Origin of the sequence: Mesorhizobium sp. B2-4-7, assembly GCF_006442685.1 — a bacterium.
GTDB lineage: Bacteria > Pseudomonadota > Alphaproteobacteria > Rhizobiales > Rhizobiaceae > Mesorhizobium.
This window is the reverse complement of record NZ_VFVH01000002.1, coordinates 189,681-204,629: the sequence shown is the minus strand read 5'-3', so window position 1 is coordinate 204,629 and position 14,949 is coordinate 189,681. Positions and strand designations below refer to the sequence as shown.

The window sequence follows — 14,949 nt, the reverse complement described above, 5'->3', positions numbered from 1 at the left end:
CGGCAGGAGAGCCTTGCTGCCTGTTCGCCGGCAGCGAGCCGTTCGTTACATCTTCGGCAAAAGAACCTTGTCGATGACGTGGATGACGCCATTGGACTGCCTGACGTCGGCAATCGTCACATGGGCGACGTTACCGTTCTCGTCCGTGACGGTGACCTTGCCCTTGTCGGCCTTGAGCGTCAGCTCGCAGCCGCCGGCGGTCTTGACCACATGCGCGCCGCCATCGGCCTTGGCCATCTTGGCGACGTCGGCGGCCATCGCTTTCGCCGCGATCACATGGCACGTCAGGACCTTGGTCAGCTTGTCCTTGTTCTCGGGCTTGAGCAGCGTTTCGACCGTGCCGGCCGGAAGCGCTGCAAAGGCCTCGTTGGTGGGAGCGAAAACAGTAAAGGGTCCGGCGCCCTGCAGCGTGTCGACCAGGCCCGCTGCCTTGACGGCAGCGACCAGCGTCGTGTGGTCCTTCGAATTGACGGCGTTCTCGATGATGTTCTTCTTGGCGTACATGGGTGCGCCCCCGACCATCGGATTGGCGGCATAGGCGATGGTGCCGAGCGCTGAGAGGCCGATCGTACCGGCGAGCAAAAGGGTGGCGAGTTTACGCATGATGTAAGTCTCCTCGGGTTGTTTTCCCCATCATTGGGAACGCGAGGAGATACGGGCCATGCAAAACTTAGTTTCGCTCCCTATGAAAGAATTATTTTCTTCCGAATGAGGTCCAGTGATTTCGGCGGATAGGCTGATCCAACCACGAGAATTTGGTCCGTGGTTATCCATACAAAAATAGACTTAAATATTTGTAAGGCGACGGTCCGGGCGGGGAGCCATCAGATGCCCTTCAGGTCGCCTGCCGCGACCACCGGTCCCGTCGGCTGGCCGGTCGGCGAACCGCCTGAAGGCTCGAGGCTGACCGCCAGCACGGCGCCCTGCGCAAGTTTCTGCTGCACGGCCGGCGAAACCGCCACATGCGCAGCCTTCCCGGCCGGGATGACGCCCATCGAAACCGGCGCGTTCTTGCCCACGATCACCCACAGTTCGAAGTCCTTGCCGGAGGCCCGCTCACCGGAAACGTGCGACAGGCCGACTTCATGATGCGCCGCGTCATAGACGACGAGGTATCTGACGTCGCTGCCTTCGGCGGCCAGCGAGGCGACAAGCTGTGGTTGTTGGAGCGGCGGGTTGATGAAAGGCAAGGCGATGTAGATCGCCAGCGCCGCGATGGCGGCGGCGGCAAGGCCGCGCCAGAAGGCAAGGCTCGACCATAGGCCGGCGCGAGGCCGCGAGGCGAACAGCCGACGATCGATCGCCTCCTTGACCCTGATCGGAGGTTCTGTCCCGGGATAGGCGACGGCCAAGGGCGAAAAATGGGCCTCCCAGGCATCGACAAGCCGAGCGAATGCGGCGTCGCCATCGATGCGGCGGGACGCGATCTGGCGTTCTTCCGCTGTCAGGACGCCAAGAACGTATTCGGCGGCGAACAGGTCGTCGCCTCCACGTTCCGGTCCGTCGTCGTCTACCAGCGTCATCTTTCCAGACACTCTCTGAGCTTCAGCAGGCTGCGCCGCAGCCAGGTTCGCATCGTGTTCAGCGGCACGCCATGGCGCTCCGCCAGTTCGGCATAGCTCTCGCCGTTCAGATAGGCGCCCCGGACAGCCGCTGCCCGGCCCTTCTCCAATTCCTCGAGACAATGGTAGATGCGCTCGGACTCGCCACCTGCCACGGTCATGGCCTCCGGTCCCGGCGCCGGATCGGCCACATCGAGCGCGGCATCGATATAGGCGGCAGGTTCCCGCCGCGCCCTGATACGATCGATCGCATGGTTGCGCGCGATGGCCACCAGCCAGGAAATCGGGCTTAGATCCGAGACGGCGAAACGGTCCGCCTTCGTCCATATCTTGACGAAGACCTCCTGAAGCGCCTCTTCGGCATCTCCCCGGTCCTTCAATACACGAAGGCAGACACCGAAAAGTTTCGCGCTGGTCTGCCGGTACAGCAGATCGAACGAAGCCCGGTCCTTCATCGAAGTCCGGACAATCAGATTGCTGATCTCCTGTGGCGTCATGTCGGCAAATTAGGGGATTGCGATGTATTTGCAACGGCGCAAATTTCCGTGCACCCAAAGCTTTCCGCACCGCGCCGCACTCGTTCATCGCTCGATTGCCAACGGATTGGCCGCTGGTTACCTTGCCTGGATCGGGGGAGCGCGCATGTCGGTCGAACGAGTGCTGTGGGAAGAAGACGCCACCGGCCTTGCCACGTTGGTGCGCAAGGGCGAGGTTTCGCCGGTCGAACTGGTCGACGCTGCGATCGCGCGCGCCGAGGCCAGCCGGCCTGAAATCAATGCCACGGCCGAGACACTCTACGATGCGGCGCGCAGCCGGGCGAAGGGCATCGATCGTTCCCTACCGCTGGCCGGCGTGCCCTTCGCCATCAAGGATCTCGGCATCGCCATCAAGGGCGTGCCGTCACATGGCGGCAGCCGCATCCCCGCCTGGATGCCCGAGGTCAGTTCGGTGCTGACCGAACGCTATCTCGCCGCCGGACTGACACCCATCGTCACCTCGACATCGCCCGAACACGGGCTGCGGCTGATGACCGAATCAAAAGCCTTCGGCATCACCCGCAATCCCTGGAACACCGGCCACACCAGCGGCGGCTCGTCCGGCGGCGCTGCGGCACTGGTCGCCGCCGGCGTCGTGCCGGTGGCGCATGCCTCAGATGGCGGCGGCTCGATCCGCGTGCCTTCTGCCTGCACCGGGCTGGTCGGTCTCAAGACCTCGCGCGGCCGCGTCCCGCTGTCGCCATTGGTGAGCGAAAGCTGGTACGGCATGGTGGTCGACCATGCCGTCACCCGCTCGGTGCGCGATTGCGCCCTGCTGCTTGACCTCACCCATGGCCCCGACCCGCTCGCACCCTATGTCGCGCCGCCGCCGAAGGGTGCGTTCGCCGCGGCTGCCGCCCGCGATCCCGGCAAGCTCAAGCTCGCAATGTACCGGAACTCTCCGCTCGGCCTGCCGATTTCGGCCGAGACGCTGAAAGCGCTCGATACCGCGGTGGCGCTCGCCCGCGAGGGCGGCCACAGCGTCGAGGAAATCGATTTGCCCTCCATCGGTCGCGACTTCTTCGCCGATTTCTGCAGAACGGTTGCCTCGGCTGTCGCAGGCATGTTGCGGGCCGAGGCGGTGCGCGTCGGCCGCACCGTCACCGGCGACATCGAGCGCGCGACGCGGGTGCTCGGCCGACTGGGCGAAATGGTCTCGGCCGGCGAGACCTATGCCGGCTTGCAGCGGCTGCATGCCGCCTCGCGGCAACTGATTGCGGAGACGGCGCGTTACGACGCCGTGCTGATGCCTGTTATCGCCCACCCGCCGCTCGCTTGCGGTGCGATGGACCCGAAGGGTGCCGACGAGCTCATCGAGAATATGCTCGACAAGCTTCGCCTCACGGCGCTGCTCAGGATCGAACCGCTGTTCGGCCAGTTGATGGACAAGAGCCTGTGGTTCACTCACTGGCCGGCGATCCAGAATGTCAGCGGCCAGCCTTCCATCGCGCTCCCTGTTTACGTCACCGAAGCCGGCCTGCCGCTCGGCGTCCAGGCCGCGGGCCGCCCCGGTGACGAGGAGACGCTTTTGTCCCTGGCCGCGCAGATGGAGAAGATCTCCGGTTGGCTTGGCCGCAGGGCGCCGCTTATGGTGCCTTAAGTGATGACGAGGTCGTGAGCCGCCCGAATATGACAGCAAAGCCGTTTGCGGCCCGCGTCAATTCCCGCTAAGACGCCGCCGTCTTTACCTGATGCATGTCGCCAAAAATGCGCAGCGGTTTTGGGGCAACGACAGGAATGAAATCAAAAGCCAGGGAACCACGCCGATGACGGACATCGCCGCCACCGCCGAAATGCAGGCCGCCCTGCTGTCGCGGGCGCTGCCCTACATGCAGCGCTACGAGAACAAGACGGTGGTGGTGAAATATGGCGGCCACGCCATGGGCGACAGCGAACTCGGCAAAGCCTTCGCGCGCGACATCGCGCTGTTGAAACAGTCCGGCGTCAACCCGATCGTCGTCCATGGCGGCGGGCCGCAGATCGGCGCCATGCTCAACAAGATGGGCATTGAATCCAAATTCGAGGGCGGCCTGCGCGTCACCGACCAGAAGACGGTCGAGATCGTCGAGATGGTGCTGGCGGGCTCTATCAACAAGGAGATCGTCGCGCTCATCAACGCCGAGGGCGAATGGGCGATCGGCCTGTGCGGCAAGGACGGCAACATGGTGTTCGCCGAAAAGGCGCGCAAGACCATGATCGACCCGGACTCCAACATCGAGCGCGTGCTCGATCTCGGCTTCGTCGGCGAGCCGGTCGAGGTCGATCGCACGCTGCTCGACCTTCTGGCGCGCTCCGAGATGATCCCGGTGCTGGCGCCGGTGGCGCCCGGCCGCGACGGACACACCTACAACATCAATGCCGATACCTTTGCCGGCGCCATCGCCGGCGCCTGCAAGGCCTCGCGTCTTCTGTTCCTCACCGATGTGCCGGGCGTGCTCGACAAGGACAAGAAGCTGATCGACGAGCTGACGGTCGCCGAGGCCAAGGCGCTGATCAAGGACGGCACGGTGTCGGGCGGCATGATCCCGAAGGTCGAGACCTGCATCGAGGCGATCGAGCGCGGCGTCGAAGGCGTCGTCATCCTCAACGGCAAGACGCCGCATTCGGTGCTGCTTGAACTGTTCACCGAGCACGGCGCCGGCACGCTGATCGTGCCCTGACATTTGTGGGCTGTCGCGCCGGACGCTAGTCCGGTAGAGCGGCGATCGCCACGATCTCGATGACGAGATCGGGATGCGCAAGTGCGGCAACCCCGATTACCTCCGATGGCGGCGGATTGTTGTAGCTGCAGTGCTTCGGGCAGTGCGCGGCGAAGAATTCGTCCATGACGTCCAGCCGGAAATTGGGGGAACTCAGAACGCCGCCGTCCGGAAATGGTCCTTTGACATATTGGGTGATCTTGACGAGATGCTCGAGCGAGCTGCCAAGCTCCTCCAGGTCCGATTTGATGGTCGTCAAAATGGAGCGCCATTGCGTCGCCGCGTCCCCGACGGCGCCACCTTTGCCCGTCGACGGGTCGTAATCTTCGGCCGTGCCCGTATTGCCGGCGAGAAAGACATAGCCCCTGGCGCCGCTGACGACGGTGCCTTTTCCCCAAGGCATCAGCCGGCCCTCTTTCATCTTTTTATGGGTGACAAGCTCCATCGCTTCCTCCTGCCGGACACCCTCTGCTTCCAGGAAGTAGCGCGCAGCCTGATAACGGCCAGCGTGAAAAAGTCAGGCGCGGTGCGAATGCATGGCCGCGAGCACGGCAGGTTTCCATGCCGTCCGTTCGAACACCATCGATTGCTCTTCCGCGTCCTGTGGCGCGCTCCGGAAATCGGCCATCTTTCATCCGGCCATCGCGCGTCAGAAATCCCTAGACTCGCGGACCAGAGCCGCCGTCCATCTGCGTATACCAGCGCATGGAGAACGAGCTCCATGGCGGGACCTCTTCATGGGTGATCCGCCCATGCTGGCCGGCGCCATCACCGCCGCAGATGTCCGAGCGGCACGTGGCCGGGTCCCTTGATGTTCTGCAGCACGAGCTGCGTGTGGACGTCGCGCACACCGTCAAGCCGCATCAGCCGGTGCATGACGAAGGCGTTGAGTTCGTCGACCGACGGCACCATGACATGCAGCAGGAAGTCGTGGTCGCCGGTCATCGTCCAGCAGGATGATACCTCGTCCATGCGCTGGACCGCGGCGATGAAACTCTCGGGCGAACCGTCGCTGTGGCTGACCAGCCGCACCTGGATGAACACCTCGACCGTCAGGCCGACGGCACGGCGGCTGAGCACGGCGGCAAAGCCCTTGATGATGCCGGCCTCCTGCAGCGCCTCGAAGCGCCGCGCGCAAGGTGTCGTCGACAGGCCGATCTCCTGCGCCAGTTCGGAGACCGGCTTGCGTCCGTCGCGCTGGAGGATATCGAGCATCTTGATCTCGAAATCGTCGAATTGAGGCATTTTCACTCCGCTATGGCATATTCCGAGTGGATGTTATCCAAAAATCCTCATTCCGGCCATCACCGAAACCGATTTGCCTCCGCAAGTCCGGTTAACTTCGGGCACATCCGGAATTCAAGATTGGCGAGGAGAAAACCATGACGACAATGAGCGTTGCCGAATATGCCCGCGACTGCGCGGCTCAAGGGTTGCGCGGCGACTACTCGGTCTGCCGTGCCGATTTCACCGTGGCGCAAGGCTATGACTACAGCGCCGAGGAACAGGCGGTCTGGCGCACGCTGTGCGACCGCCAGACGAAACTGACGCGCAAGCTCGCCCACCATTCCTATCTCGACGGCGTCGACAAGCTCGGCCTGCTCGACCGCATCCCGGACTTCGACGAAGTCAGTGCCAAGTTGCGCAAGCTCACTGGCTGGGAGATCGTCGCCGTGCCAGGGCTCATCCCGGCCGCGCCCTTCTTCGACCATCTCGCCAGCCGCCGTTTCCCCGTCACCAACTGGCTGCGGACGCAGCAGGAGCTCGACTACATCGTCGAACCCGACATGTTCCATGATTTCTTCGGCCATGTGCCGGTGCTGTCGCAGCCGGTCTTCGCCGACTTCATGCAGATGTATGGCCAGAAGGCCGGCGACATCATCGCGCTCGGCGGCGACGAAATGATCAGCCGGCTCTACTGGTACACGGCCGAATACGGCCTCATGCAGGAGAGTGGTCATCCGCTGAAGGCCTTCGGCGCCGGTCTGATGTCATCCTTCACGGAGTTGCAGTTCGCGGTCGAAAGCAAGGATGCGCACCATGCGCCTTTCGACCTGGAGACGGTGATGCGCACGGGCTACGAAATCGACAAGTTCCAGCGCGTCTATTTCGTGCTGCCGTCCTTCGACGCGCTGCGCGACACATTCCAGACCGCCGATTTCGCGGCGATCGTCGCTCGCCGCATGGGCGAGCCCGCACTCGACCCGGCGACTGTCTAGAGCAGTTCCAGGAAAAGTGTGCACGGTTTCCCCGGTAAAAGCGCGCAGCGCTTTCCCTGGGGAATTGCGCAAAAACAAAGAGATAGAGCAGTTCAGCGTTCCATGGAACGGTGAATTGCTCTAGCCGGATTTGGATGGGCAGGGGCGAGCGAAACCTCGCCCTTCCTACAGTGCGGCATAGATGTTGCGATTGAACTTCGTCTCCATCACCACATGCGATGCGGTTTTGACGATGCCGCTGATTTCATTCAGCGCATTCACTTCCCGGTTCAGCTTCTCGAGCGTCTCGGCCGCGACATGGATGATCAGGTCCCACTCGCCGGTTATGGCATAGACCGCCTGGATCGAAGGCATCGCCTTGATCTTCCTGGAGACGTCCGGGTAGCTCTTGTTGTTCAGGGCGGCGAAGGTGAAACAGTGGACGGAATTCTGTGCCGCCTCCTTGGTCAGCCGCACCGCGTAGCCTTCGATGACCCCGCCCGCCTCGAGCTTTTGTATGCGCTCCTGCAAGGCAGTCCGGGATACGCCGAGCTGACGCGCCAGTGATGCGACCGGCTCACGCGCGTTCTTCTGCATCAGCGCGAGCAGCTGGCGATCTTTTTCGGTCAATTCCACAATCAATCCTCTCCTTCGATCCGCCCTGGAACCCGTCCAATCGCTCGGCGCGATCCTATCGGCTGAACCACCGCCGCGACAATCCTCAGGAACCGCCGGTGCAGGCTGCGCAAGGCGCAAATATCCGGCATTTTGCCGCCTCACGGCACGTAATGACTGCATGGCTGCCATTATCCGGCATTTCGCCGGGTGGAACCCTGCTTTTCGCGACCTGAGTGTCAACTGTCACAAACGCCAGTCCATGAGGGGGAACAGCTTCGGCTGCGATGGACGCAAATCGACACCGAGCCGCGTTGGACTTGCATCCGCAAGCCGAACGCCACGGTACGCCGCGGAGACGTCGCGGACGAGGCTGATCGAAACAACCACTGGTGCCCGACGCAGGTACCGTCATTTCAGCTGCATCCATAAGGGAGGATAACTTTGAAAAAACTGCTCGATTTCGCCATTCTTGCCGTCGCGACATTCGCGATCACGACGGCGGCCATGGCCGGAGAAACTTTGGATCGCGTCACGTCGAAGAAGGCGATGGTCGTCGCCACCAACGCCGCCTGGCCGCCGCAAAGCTTTCTCAATGACAGCAACGAGCTCGCCGGCTTCGACATCGATGTCTCGCGCGAGATCGGCAAACGGCTGGGGGTCGAGGTCTCGTTCGAGACGCCCGACTGGGCGACCCTGACCGGCGGCCGCTGGCAAGGGCGCTACGACCTCGGCGTCGGCTCGGTCACGCCGACCAAGGCCCGTTCCAAGGTGATCGATTTTGTCGGCATCTATTACTACAGCCCCTATGTCTACGTCGTGCACAAGGACAGCACCGCGAAGTCGGTCGCCGATCTCAACGGCAAGGTGATCGGCGTCGAGACGGCCACCACCTCGGAGGATTTCATCCGCCGCAAGCTTGAGATCGACGCGCCCGGCCTGCCTCCCGTCGAATACAAGCTGGAGCCCGGCGAGATCCGCACCTTCGCCGATTCCATGCTTCCCTTCGATGACCTGCGGCTTGGCGACGGCGTTCGCCTGAATGCCGTGATCGCGCCGGAGCAGACGGCGCAGAACGCCATCAAGAACGGCTATCCCGTGAAGATCCTCGAAGGGGAATATGCCTTCCGGGAACCGCTCGTGGTCATCGCCGAGAAGAACGATCCCGAGTGGACCGCAAAGGTTTCGGGCATCATCGCCGAGCTGAAGAAGGACGGCACGCTCGCCGCGCTGACCACGAAATGGTACGGCAAGGACTACAGCGCCAAATGACGTTGGATTGCCCGCCGGCCGCCGCTCGGCGACCGGCGGGCATCACGTGTCAGATGCCGGAGCGGTGCAGCGTTTAAAACAATCGCCACCCCTCTCTAAACCTTTGTTCTTGCGCAATTCCCCAGGGAAAAGCGCTACGCGCTTTTCCTGACGAGCGGGATGCAGTTGAAAGTCGCCGATGGCCTATCCGGATACCTATTACGCCCGCACCATGATCGACCGGAAGATCAGGCCCCCGCTCCGCGGCGAGGCGCACTGTGACGTGGCCATCGTCGGCGGGGGACTGGCCGGCCTGACCACGGCGCTGCAGCTGTCGCGTTCCGGGCTGCGCGTCGCCGTGCTGGAGGCCCAGGTCGTCGGTTTCGGCGCCTCCGGCCGCAATGGCGGCTTCGTCACGCCTGGCTTCGCCACCAGCGGCGACACCATTGCCGCACGCGTCGGCAAGGAGGCCGCGCGGCAACTGCACCGGCTGTCGATCGAGGGCGTCGAATTCGTGCGTCATACCATCGAGGCTCTCGACATATCGGCCGCCATGCCGCGCGACGGGCTGGTCAGTGTCCTGCGTTACGACGATGGCGACGCGCTCAAGGCCTATGCCGACCAGGCGGCACGCGACCACGGATACCAGCTTCAATATCTGCGCAGAGAAGACGTCCGTTCGGTGCTTAAATCGGCTCGCTACTATCAGGGCCTGCGCGACCCGAAAGCCTTTCACATCCATCCGCTCAATTATCTGCGTTCCGTGGCCGATGAGATCGAGCGGCTTGGCGGCAGCATCCATGAGAGCTCCGAAGTCGTGCAATGCGATCTGTCGGGGCCGCAAAAGATGCTGCGCACGCGAGAGGGCATGCTTCGGGCAACTCGCGTCGTGCTGGCTACCGGCGGCTACACCGGCCCGGTATTCAGCCAACTCCACCGCGCCTTCCTGCCCATCGCGACCTATGTGATGGTTTCCGAGCCGGCGCCGCGCCTGATCGCGCAAGCCGTTGCGACCACGGACGCGGTCGGCGACAACCGGCGGGCCGGCGACTATTATCGGCTGGTCGATGGCGGCAATCGCCTTTTGTGGGGCGGGCGCATCACCACGCGCGCCGCTTCTGCCTACGCGCTGGCGCGCGAATTGCGCCGCGAGATGATCGGTACCTATCCGCAGCTTGCGGACCTCAAGACCGAACTGGCCTGGTCCGGATTGATGTCCTATGCCCGTCACTTGATGCCCCAGATCGGCGAATTGCAGCCGGGCGTCTGGTATTGCACGGCTTTCGGCGGCCATGGTCTCAACACCACGGCCATCGCCGGAAAAATCGTTGCGGAAGGCATTCTGGGCGTTTCGGACCGGTACCGGCAGTTCGCGCCATTCGGATTGAGCTGGGCCGGCGGCGCCGCCGGCCTGGCGGCCGCGCAACTCACCTACTGGAAATTGCAGGCGCAGGACTGGTGGCGAGAACGTCATGCCGCCACGAAAGACAAGGTGACGGCATGATCGGCAGGCTGATGCTCTTCTATCCGGGGATCACCCGCCGCGCAGCGGCGGGGCTCGTGCTGGCGCTGTTGGCCGCCGGCCTTTACGCGATGGGCATCAAGTCAAGCTGGATCGGCTCGGTGATTCCAGTCGCATCCGGCTGGCTGCAGGCCAACCCTGCCCTGTCGCGCGCGCTTTCCGCGGTGCTGATCGCGCTCATTGTGCTGGTGAATTGCAAGCTGCTGCTGCTTTTGCCCCGGCGGCAGCAGATCGTCGGCGTCTGGATCGAACTGTTCGTGCTCCTGATGCTGTTCTTCTATTCCTTCGACCTTTCGCTTGCCTTCATCGCCAGGAAGATCGGCTTCCTGATCACCCAGGGCGTCACCACCACGCTCTACATTTCGGCGATCTCGATCCTGATCGCGACAGCCATCGCACTTGTCGGCGCGATCGCCAAACTGACCGGAAACGGCATTGTGTACGGGCTGGCCACTTTCTACACCTCGTTGTTCCGCGGCCTTCCTTTGCTGATGCAGATCTACATCATCTATCTCGGCCTGCCGCAGGTCGGTTACGTGATCGGCGCGGTGCCGGCCGGCATTCTGGCGTTGTCGCTGTGTTATGGCGCCTACATGACCGAGATCTTCCGCGCCGGCATCGAAAGCATTCCGCGCGGACAGAGCGAAGGCGCCACCGCGCTTGGACTGAGCCCCGGCCAGACCATGGCGCTGGTCATCCTGCCGCAGGCCATGCGCGTCATCATCCCGCCGACCGGCAACCAGTTCATCGCCATGCTGAAGGACTCGTCCCTGGTGTCGGTCGTCGGCGTCTGGGAGATCATGTATCTCGCCCGCACCATGGGCCAGACCGAGTTCCGCCATATCGAGATGTTGATCACCGCCTCGATGATCTACTGGATCCTGTCGATCACGCTGGAGTTCGGCCAGGCCTATCTCGAACGGCGTTTTGGCCGGTCGGAGCGGCGGGCGTAGGACAATTCCAGGAAAGCTGCGTCGCCGCCGTGCCGGTGCGCATCTCCACGGCTTTTAAGCCGCTCCGGCGGCCGCGCCATTATGTGACGCGGCTTTGCCGGGATGAGATGATTTAGTGGGGACTGCGGAACCCTCAGGCGGCGACCACCTTGCCGAGATGCTCGCCGAGCCGGCAGGCCAACGCCGTGATCGTCGTCGTCGGGTTGCATTGGCCCGAGGTGCAGAACACCGAGGAGCCGCCGACATAGAGATTGTCCATGCCGTGCACCTTGCAATTGGCATCCACGACGCTCGTGGCGACATCGGTGCCCATGCGCGTGCCTCCCATGTGGTGGTGGCCGGCCGTCTCCTCGTCCGTCGGGTAGTCGCCGCCGTTCGAAATCCAGTCGGCTATACGCACCCGGCCCAGATTCTTCTGGGCTAGCGTCGTCCCGAAAAGCCTCAGCCCTTCGAGCAGCGTGCGGCGTTCCAGGTCCGATTTCTTCCAGTGCAGCTCGATGCGCGGCACGCCGGCGTGGTCGACCACGGTCTTCGACAGCTCGACCCGGTTCGAGGCCAGCGGCGCCTGCTCCCAGGCTACATAGAGTTGGGCCGCGCAGCGCAGGTTCTGGTTGAGCCTGCCCGATAGCCACTCCGCCATGTTGGGCGCCGTACAGGCGAGATCCGCGATCAGGTCCTTGACGCCGGGATAGGGCGTCTCGATCAGCCTGATGCCGAAATTCATGATCCGCAGCCGCTCCATCGCGGCCGGCATCGGCGAGAAGAAGGCCTCGTTCACCGCATCGACCTCGAATGCGCCATAGTCGGCCAGGATGGCGTTGCCGCCCTGGAAGGTCGGGTGTTCCATCCAGTAGCGGCCAAGTGCCGTCGCGTTCGGCACGACGCCGCCATTGAAGCGCTGGTTCGACCACAAAAGCAGCCGCGAATTCTCCAGCCCGCCGGTACAAACGATGAAATAGTCGGCGCTGAAGAAGCCGGCATCCTGCCCCTGCGACCACAGCCTGGCGCCCGTCACGCGTCTGCCGTCGCCGGCAAGCTCGGTGGCACAAGTGTTGAGCACGACAGCGATGTTCCTGCTCTTGTCGAGCTCGTCGGCGTATTTTTCAGCGAAGCGCACGGCACCGCTCTTGATCAGCTGCACCCAGCGGATGTCGTCCGAGACCGGCGCGTCCGGCCGGAAATCCGGCAGTTCCAGGATGTCGCGCACTTCGCCCAGATACGGTTCGATGTCGCTGCGCCGGATCGGCCAGCCCGTGTCCGGCACCCACGCCTTCGGCTCGAAATCCTGTTTGTCGAGCACGCGGCACCAGCCGGCCCAGTGGTTCGAGCTGCCGCCCATGAACCGCAGCCGGGTGATATCGAGATCGAAATAGAAATCGCCGACTGTGGTGCCGCGGTAGAAATCCTGCGAGGTGTCGCTGAACTCCCTGCCGCCGGCCTCCAGCACCACGACCGGTATGCCGGCGGCACCGAGCTTTCTGGCGATCGTGGTGCCGGCCGGGCCGGAGCCGAGAACGCAGACCCTAGGCGTGAAATTCGCGGCGCGAAACGCCTCATAACTGTCGAAGATCATGCCAGGTCGCTCCGCTTCAGGATCCAGCCATTGACCTCGACGATCTCATCGGGGGCGGCTTCGGAAGAACCCGCATCGGGCAATTTGCGGAACAGCGACAGGGCAGGCACCGCGATCAGCGTCTGCATGATCATTCGGCGCGATATCTTCTTGATAAGGAAACTCATGACAGGTCTCTCGACGGGGTCTCTATCCAGGCATGTTCCCTGAACATCCAGGCATGGTCCCTGAACGGCACATGCTTCATCATCGAAGCCAGAAGCGTGCCAAAACTGGTTGCAAGCCGGAACAATGCGCAGCCGAGTGCAAACAGGGTTAGAGACTCCTTAACAGGCCGATGTGCTGGATCGGCCCGTTCAGGCCGCCTCGGAGATGTCGGTGTCGAGGATCACCAGGTTGCGTCCCCGATGTTTGGCCTGGTAGAGGCGCCGGTCGGCGGCCCGCATCAGCTCCGACACGCTGGCGCTTTCGTCGCAGAGGGTTCCGCCGATGCTGACGGTCAGCGGAATGGTCCGCTCGTCCACGGGCCGGAAGCGGATCAGCTCGACTTCGCGGCGGATGTGCTCGGCGACGCGCTTGGCTTCCCGTTCCGTGGCTCCGACCAGCAATGCGCCGAACTCCTCGCCGCCGATGCGGCCGAGGACGTCGCCGTCGCGCACCCCGCGCTTGATCGCGCTGGCGATCAGGAGCAGCGCGTCGTCGCCGGTCAGATGGCCGAAGCTGTCATTGATCATCTTGAAATGGTCGGCATCGATGATCAGCAAGGCGCCGCGATCGGGCTTGTGCCGGGAGCCGTTGAGCACGGCAAAGAAGCTTTCCCGGTTGAGCATGCCCGTCATGTCGTCGCGGCTGGCCTTTTCCGCCAGCCGGCGATGCGCTGCGGCAAGCTGGGCGTGCGTGCGGGCAAGGTCGCGATGCGCCGACTTCAGCCTGTCGCTGTGCCAGAACGTGCTTGCGCAGGCCGCCCATGCAAGAACCAGCGGACACAATGTCGAGGTCAGCCAGATCATGCGGTTGACCGGGAATCCCATGGCGGGGACGATGATCAGGGTCAGAAGGAGCGAAACCGCGACGGAGACGAAAGCAATGGTGGCGGACTTCAGAATTATACTGCTCATCGCTGGCTCCCACTGGACCGCCTCTGTGCCAGCAAGCCCTGAAGGCCACCTTTCCAGGATGCCTAAAATTTGAACGGTGAGACTGTTCTGCCACTTTCGGCGCGTAGAAGTTGTGGATAAAGCCCCTTCAAGATCGTCCGTTTCGTGCCATAAGGGGCGCATGGCTACACACCCCGACCCCGCTCGCTTCGCCCATGTCACCGACTGGGTGTTCGACCTGGACAACACGCTCTATCCGCATCATTCGAATCTGTTCTCGCAGATCGACGTCAAGATGACCGCCTATGTCGGGGAACTGCTGTCGCTGCCGCGCGAGGACGCGCGCAAGCTGCAAAAGGAACTTTATCGGGAATATGGCACGACACTGAACGGGCTGATGACGCGCCATGGCATAGACCCCGACGATTTCCTCGAGAAGGTCCACGACATCGACTATTCCTGGCTGGTGCCGGATCCCGTCCTCGGCACCGCCATTCGCCAGCTTCCCGGCCGCAAGTTCATCTTCACCAACGGCGACCGCAGGCATGCCGAGCGCACTGCGCGCCAGCTTGGCATCCTTGATCATTTCGACGACATCTTCGATATCGTCGCTGCCGGGCTCAACCCCAAGCCTGCGCGCCAGACCTACGAGAAATTCGCCGAACTTCACGCCGTCACCGGCCACAATGCGGTGATGTTCGAGGATCTCGCGCGCAACCTGTCCGTGCCGAAGTCACTGGGCATAACGACGGTCCTGGTGGTGCCGCGCAATTTCGAGCCGACATTCTCCGAAATCTGGGAGCGCGATCCGGCGCAGGAAGATGATGTCGACTTCGTCACCGACGATTTGGCCGGGTTTCTGACGGAGATAGTCGTGGGGATAAGGCAGTAGGGCAGTAGGGCAGTAGGAAGATGAGGGGCGCTCTCAGCCCTTGATTCTAGA

Annotated in this window: 16 protein-coding genes; 7 read left to right on the top strand and 9 right to left on the bottom strand. The window is 63.0% G+C overall.

Features of this window, described 5'->3' with window-relative positions; translation table 11 throughout:
• Window positions 1-45 precede the first annotated feature (45 nt).
• The 3 genes from FJ946_RS07665 to FJ946_RS07655 form a co-directional block, all read right to left on the bottom strand.
• Window positions 46-603, bottom strand: coding sequence for a fasciclin domain-containing protein (locus FJ946_RS07665; RefSeq protein WP_140551640.1), 558 nt, complete (start codon window positions 601-603; stop codon window positions 46-48).
• Between the two features lie 221 nt (window positions 604-824).
• Window positions 825-1,523, bottom strand: a complete 699-nt coding sequence (locus tag FJ946_RS07660; RefSeq protein WP_140559076.1) for an anti-sigma factor — start codon at window positions 1,521-1,523, stop codon at window positions 825-827.
• Window positions 1,520-2,059, bottom strand: coding sequence for a sigma-70 family RNA polymerase sigma factor (locus FJ946_RS07655; RefSeq protein ID WP_140491478.1), 540 nt, complete (start codon window positions 2,057-2,059; stop codon window positions 1,520-1,522). The genes FJ946_RS07660 and FJ946_RS07655 overlap by 4 nt, the downstream gene beginning before the upstream one ends.
• Before the next feature lie 145 nt (window positions 2,060-2,204).
• On the opposite strand from FJ946_RS07655, the gene FJ946_RS07650 reads away from it, so the two are divergent.
• Together FJ946_RS07650 and argB are read left to right on the top strand one after the other, a co-directional pair.
• A complete protein-coding gene (locus FJ946_RS07650) occupies window positions 2,205-3,698 on the top strand; it encodes an amidase (RefSeq protein ID WP_140524235.1) in 1,494 nt (497 codons plus the stop codon).
• Between the two features lie 166 nt (window positions 3,699-3,864).
• A complete protein-coding gene (gene argB / locus FJ946_RS07645) occupies window positions 3,865-4,758 on the top strand; it encodes an acetylglutamate kinase (protein WP_140491474.1) in 894 nt (297 codons plus the stop codon).
• Window positions 4,759-4,783: 25 nt separating this feature from the next.
• Here argB and FJ946_RS07640 read toward each other — a convergent pair whose 3' ends face one another.
• Entirely contained in the window at window positions 4,784-5,242 is a 459-nt protein-coding gene (locus tag FJ946_RS07640) for a RidA family protein (protein ID WP_140559074.1), read from the bottom strand.
• A gap of 323 nt (window positions 5,243-5,565) precedes the next feature.
• Entirely contained in the window at window positions 5,566-6,042 is a 477-nt protein-coding gene (locus tag FJ946_RS07635; RefSeq protein WP_140491470.1) for an Lrp/AsnC family transcriptional regulator, read from the bottom strand.
• 137 nt (window positions 6,043-6,179) lie between these two features.
• Here FJ946_RS07635 and phhA point away from each other — a divergent pair, with 137 nt between their 5' ends.
• Complete coding sequence (phhA, locus tag FJ946_RS07630) at window positions 6,180-7,016, top strand: phenylalanine 4-monooxygenase (protein ID WP_140563667.1); 837 nt, start codon at window positions 6,180-6,182, stop codon at window positions 7,014-7,016.
• A 165-nt stretch (window positions 7,017-7,181) separates the two neighbouring features.
• Here the strand turns inward: phhA and FJ946_RS07625 are convergent, their stop codons facing one another.
• The gene (locus tag FJ946_RS07625; RefSeq protein WP_224519054.1) at window positions 7,182-7,802 is read right to left on the bottom strand and encodes an Lrp/AsnC family transcriptional regulator; all 621 of its coding nucleotides are present in this window, start codon (window positions 7,800-7,802) and stop codon (window positions 7,182-7,184) included.
• A 315-nt stretch (window positions 7,803-8,117) separates the two neighbouring features.
• Between FJ946_RS07625 and FJ946_RS07620 the strand changes: the two genes are divergently transcribed.
• The 3 genes from FJ946_RS07620 to FJ946_RS07610 all read left to right on the top strand — a co-directional run bounded on the left by FJ946_RS07620 (window position 8,118) and on the right by FJ946_RS07610 (window position 11,336).
• A complete protein-coding gene (locus FJ946_RS07620; RefSeq protein ID WP_224519058.1) occupies window positions 8,118-8,882 on the top strand; it encodes a transporter substrate-binding domain-containing protein in 765 nt (254 codons plus the stop codon).
• 178 nt (window positions 8,883-9,060) lie between these two features.
• Complete coding sequence (locus tag FJ946_RS07615; RefSeq protein WP_140563665.1) at window positions 9,061-10,365, top strand: FAD-binding oxidoreductase; 1,305 nt, start codon at window positions 9,061-9,063, stop codon at window positions 10,363-10,365.
• Complete coding sequence (locus FJ946_RS07610; RefSeq protein WP_140563663.1) at window positions 10,362-11,336, top strand: amino acid ABC transporter permease; 975 nt, start codon at window positions 10,362-10,364, stop codon at window positions 11,334-11,336. The genes FJ946_RS07615 and FJ946_RS07610 overlap by 4 nt, the downstream gene beginning before the upstream one ends.
• 133 nt (window positions 11,337-11,469) lie before the next feature.
• On the opposite strand, the gene FJ946_RS07605 is transcribed toward FJ946_RS07610, so the two are convergent.
• The 3 genes from FJ946_RS07605 to FJ946_RS07600 form a co-directional block, all read right to left on the bottom strand.
• On the bottom strand, window positions 11,470-12,909 hold the full coding sequence (locus tag FJ946_RS07605) for a GMC family oxidoreductase (protein ID WP_140563661.1): 1,440 nt from the start codon (window positions 12,907-12,909) through the stop codon (window positions 11,470-11,472).
• Window positions 12,906-13,076, bottom strand: coding sequence for a hypothetical protein (locus FJ946_RS30715; RefSeq protein ID WP_181165184.1), 171 nt, complete (start codon window positions 13,074-13,076; stop codon window positions 12,906-12,908). The genes FJ946_RS07605 and FJ946_RS30715 overlap by 4 nt, the downstream gene beginning before the upstream one ends.
• A 189-nt stretch (window positions 13,077-13,265) precedes the next feature.
• The gene (locus FJ946_RS07600; protein WP_140491457.1) at window positions 13,266-14,027 is read right to left on the bottom strand and encodes a GGDEF domain-containing protein; all 762 of its coding nucleotides are present in this window, start codon (window positions 14,025-14,027) and stop codon (window positions 13,266-13,268) included.
• A 160-nt stretch (window positions 14,028-14,187) separates the two neighbouring features.
• Between FJ946_RS07600 and FJ946_RS07595 the strand changes: the two genes are divergently transcribed.
• Window positions 14,188-14,898 (top strand): pyrimidine 5'-nucleotidase, encoded by a 711-nt coding sequence (locus FJ946_RS07595; RefSeq protein WP_140563659.1) that lies wholly within the window; start codon window positions 14,188-14,190, stop codon window positions 14,896-14,898.
• Window positions 14,899-14,949: the final 51 nt, after the last annotated feature.

What these genes read in the sequence shown, in the direction of transcription:
- FJ946_RS07665 (WP_140551640.1), bottom strand. Translation starts at nt 603, where the DNA reads ATGCGTAAACTCGCCACCCTTTTGCTCGCCGGTACGATCGGCCTCTCA.
- FJ946_RS07660 (WP_140559076.1), bottom strand. Translation starts at nt 1,523, where the DNA reads ATGACGCTGGTAGACGACGACGGACCGGAACGTGGAGGCGACGACCTG.
- FJ946_RS07655 (WP_140491478.1), bottom strand. Translation starts at nt 2,059, where the DNA reads ATGACGCCACAGGAGATCAGCAATCTGATTGTCCGGACTTCGATGAAG.
- FJ946_RS07650 (WP_140524235.1), top strand. Translation starts at nt 2,205, where the DNA reads ATGTCGGTCGAACGAGTGCTGTGGGAAGAAGACGCCACCGGCCTTGCC.
- argB (WP_140491474.1), top strand. Translation starts at nt 3,865, where the DNA reads ATGACGGACATCGCCGCCACCGCCGAAATGCAGGCCGCCCTGCTGTCG.
- FJ946_RS07640 (WP_140559074.1), bottom strand. Translation starts at nt 5,242, where the DNA reads ATGGAGCTTGTCACCCATAAAAAGATGAAAGAGGGCCGGCTGATGCCT.
- FJ946_RS07635 (WP_140491470.1), bottom strand. Translation starts at nt 6,042, where the DNA reads ATGCCTCAATTCGACGATTTCGAGATCAAGATGCTCGATATCCTCCAG.
- phhA (WP_140563667.1), top strand. Translation starts at nt 6,180, where the DNA reads ATGACGACAATGAGCGTTGCCGAATATGCCCGCGACTGCGCGGCTCAA.
- FJ946_RS07625 (WP_224519054.1), bottom strand. Translation starts at nt 7,802, where the DNA reads ATGGCAGCCATGCAGTCATTACGTGCCGTGAGGCGGCAAAATGCCGGA.
- FJ946_RS07620 (WP_224519058.1), top strand. Translation starts at nt 8,118, where the DNA reads ATGGCCGGAGAAACTTTGGATCGCGTCACGTCGAAGAAGGCGATGGTC.
- FJ946_RS07615 (WP_140563665.1), top strand. Translation starts at nt 9,061, where the DNA reads ATGGCCTATCCGGATACCTATTACGCCCGCACCATGATCGACCGGAAG.
- FJ946_RS07610 (WP_140563663.1), top strand. Translation starts at nt 10,362, where the DNA reads ATGATCGGCAGGCTGATGCTCTTCTATCCGGGGATCACCCGCCGCGCA.
- FJ946_RS07605 (WP_140563661.1), bottom strand. Translation starts at nt 12,909, where the DNA reads ATGATCTTCGACAGTTATGAGGCGTTTCGCGCCGCGAATTTCACGCCT.
- FJ946_RS30715 (WP_181165184.1), bottom strand. Translation starts at nt 13,076, where the DNA reads ATGAGTTTCCTTATCAAGAAGATATCGCGCCGAATGATCATGCAGACG.
- FJ946_RS07600 (WP_140491457.1), bottom strand. Translation starts at nt 14,027, where the DNA reads ATGAGCAGTATAATTCTGAAGTCCGCCACCATTGCTTTCGTCTCCGTC.
- FJ946_RS07595 (WP_140563659.1), top strand. Translation starts at nt 14,188, where the DNA reads ATGGCTACACACCCCGACCCCGCTCGCTTCGCCCATGTCACCGACTGG.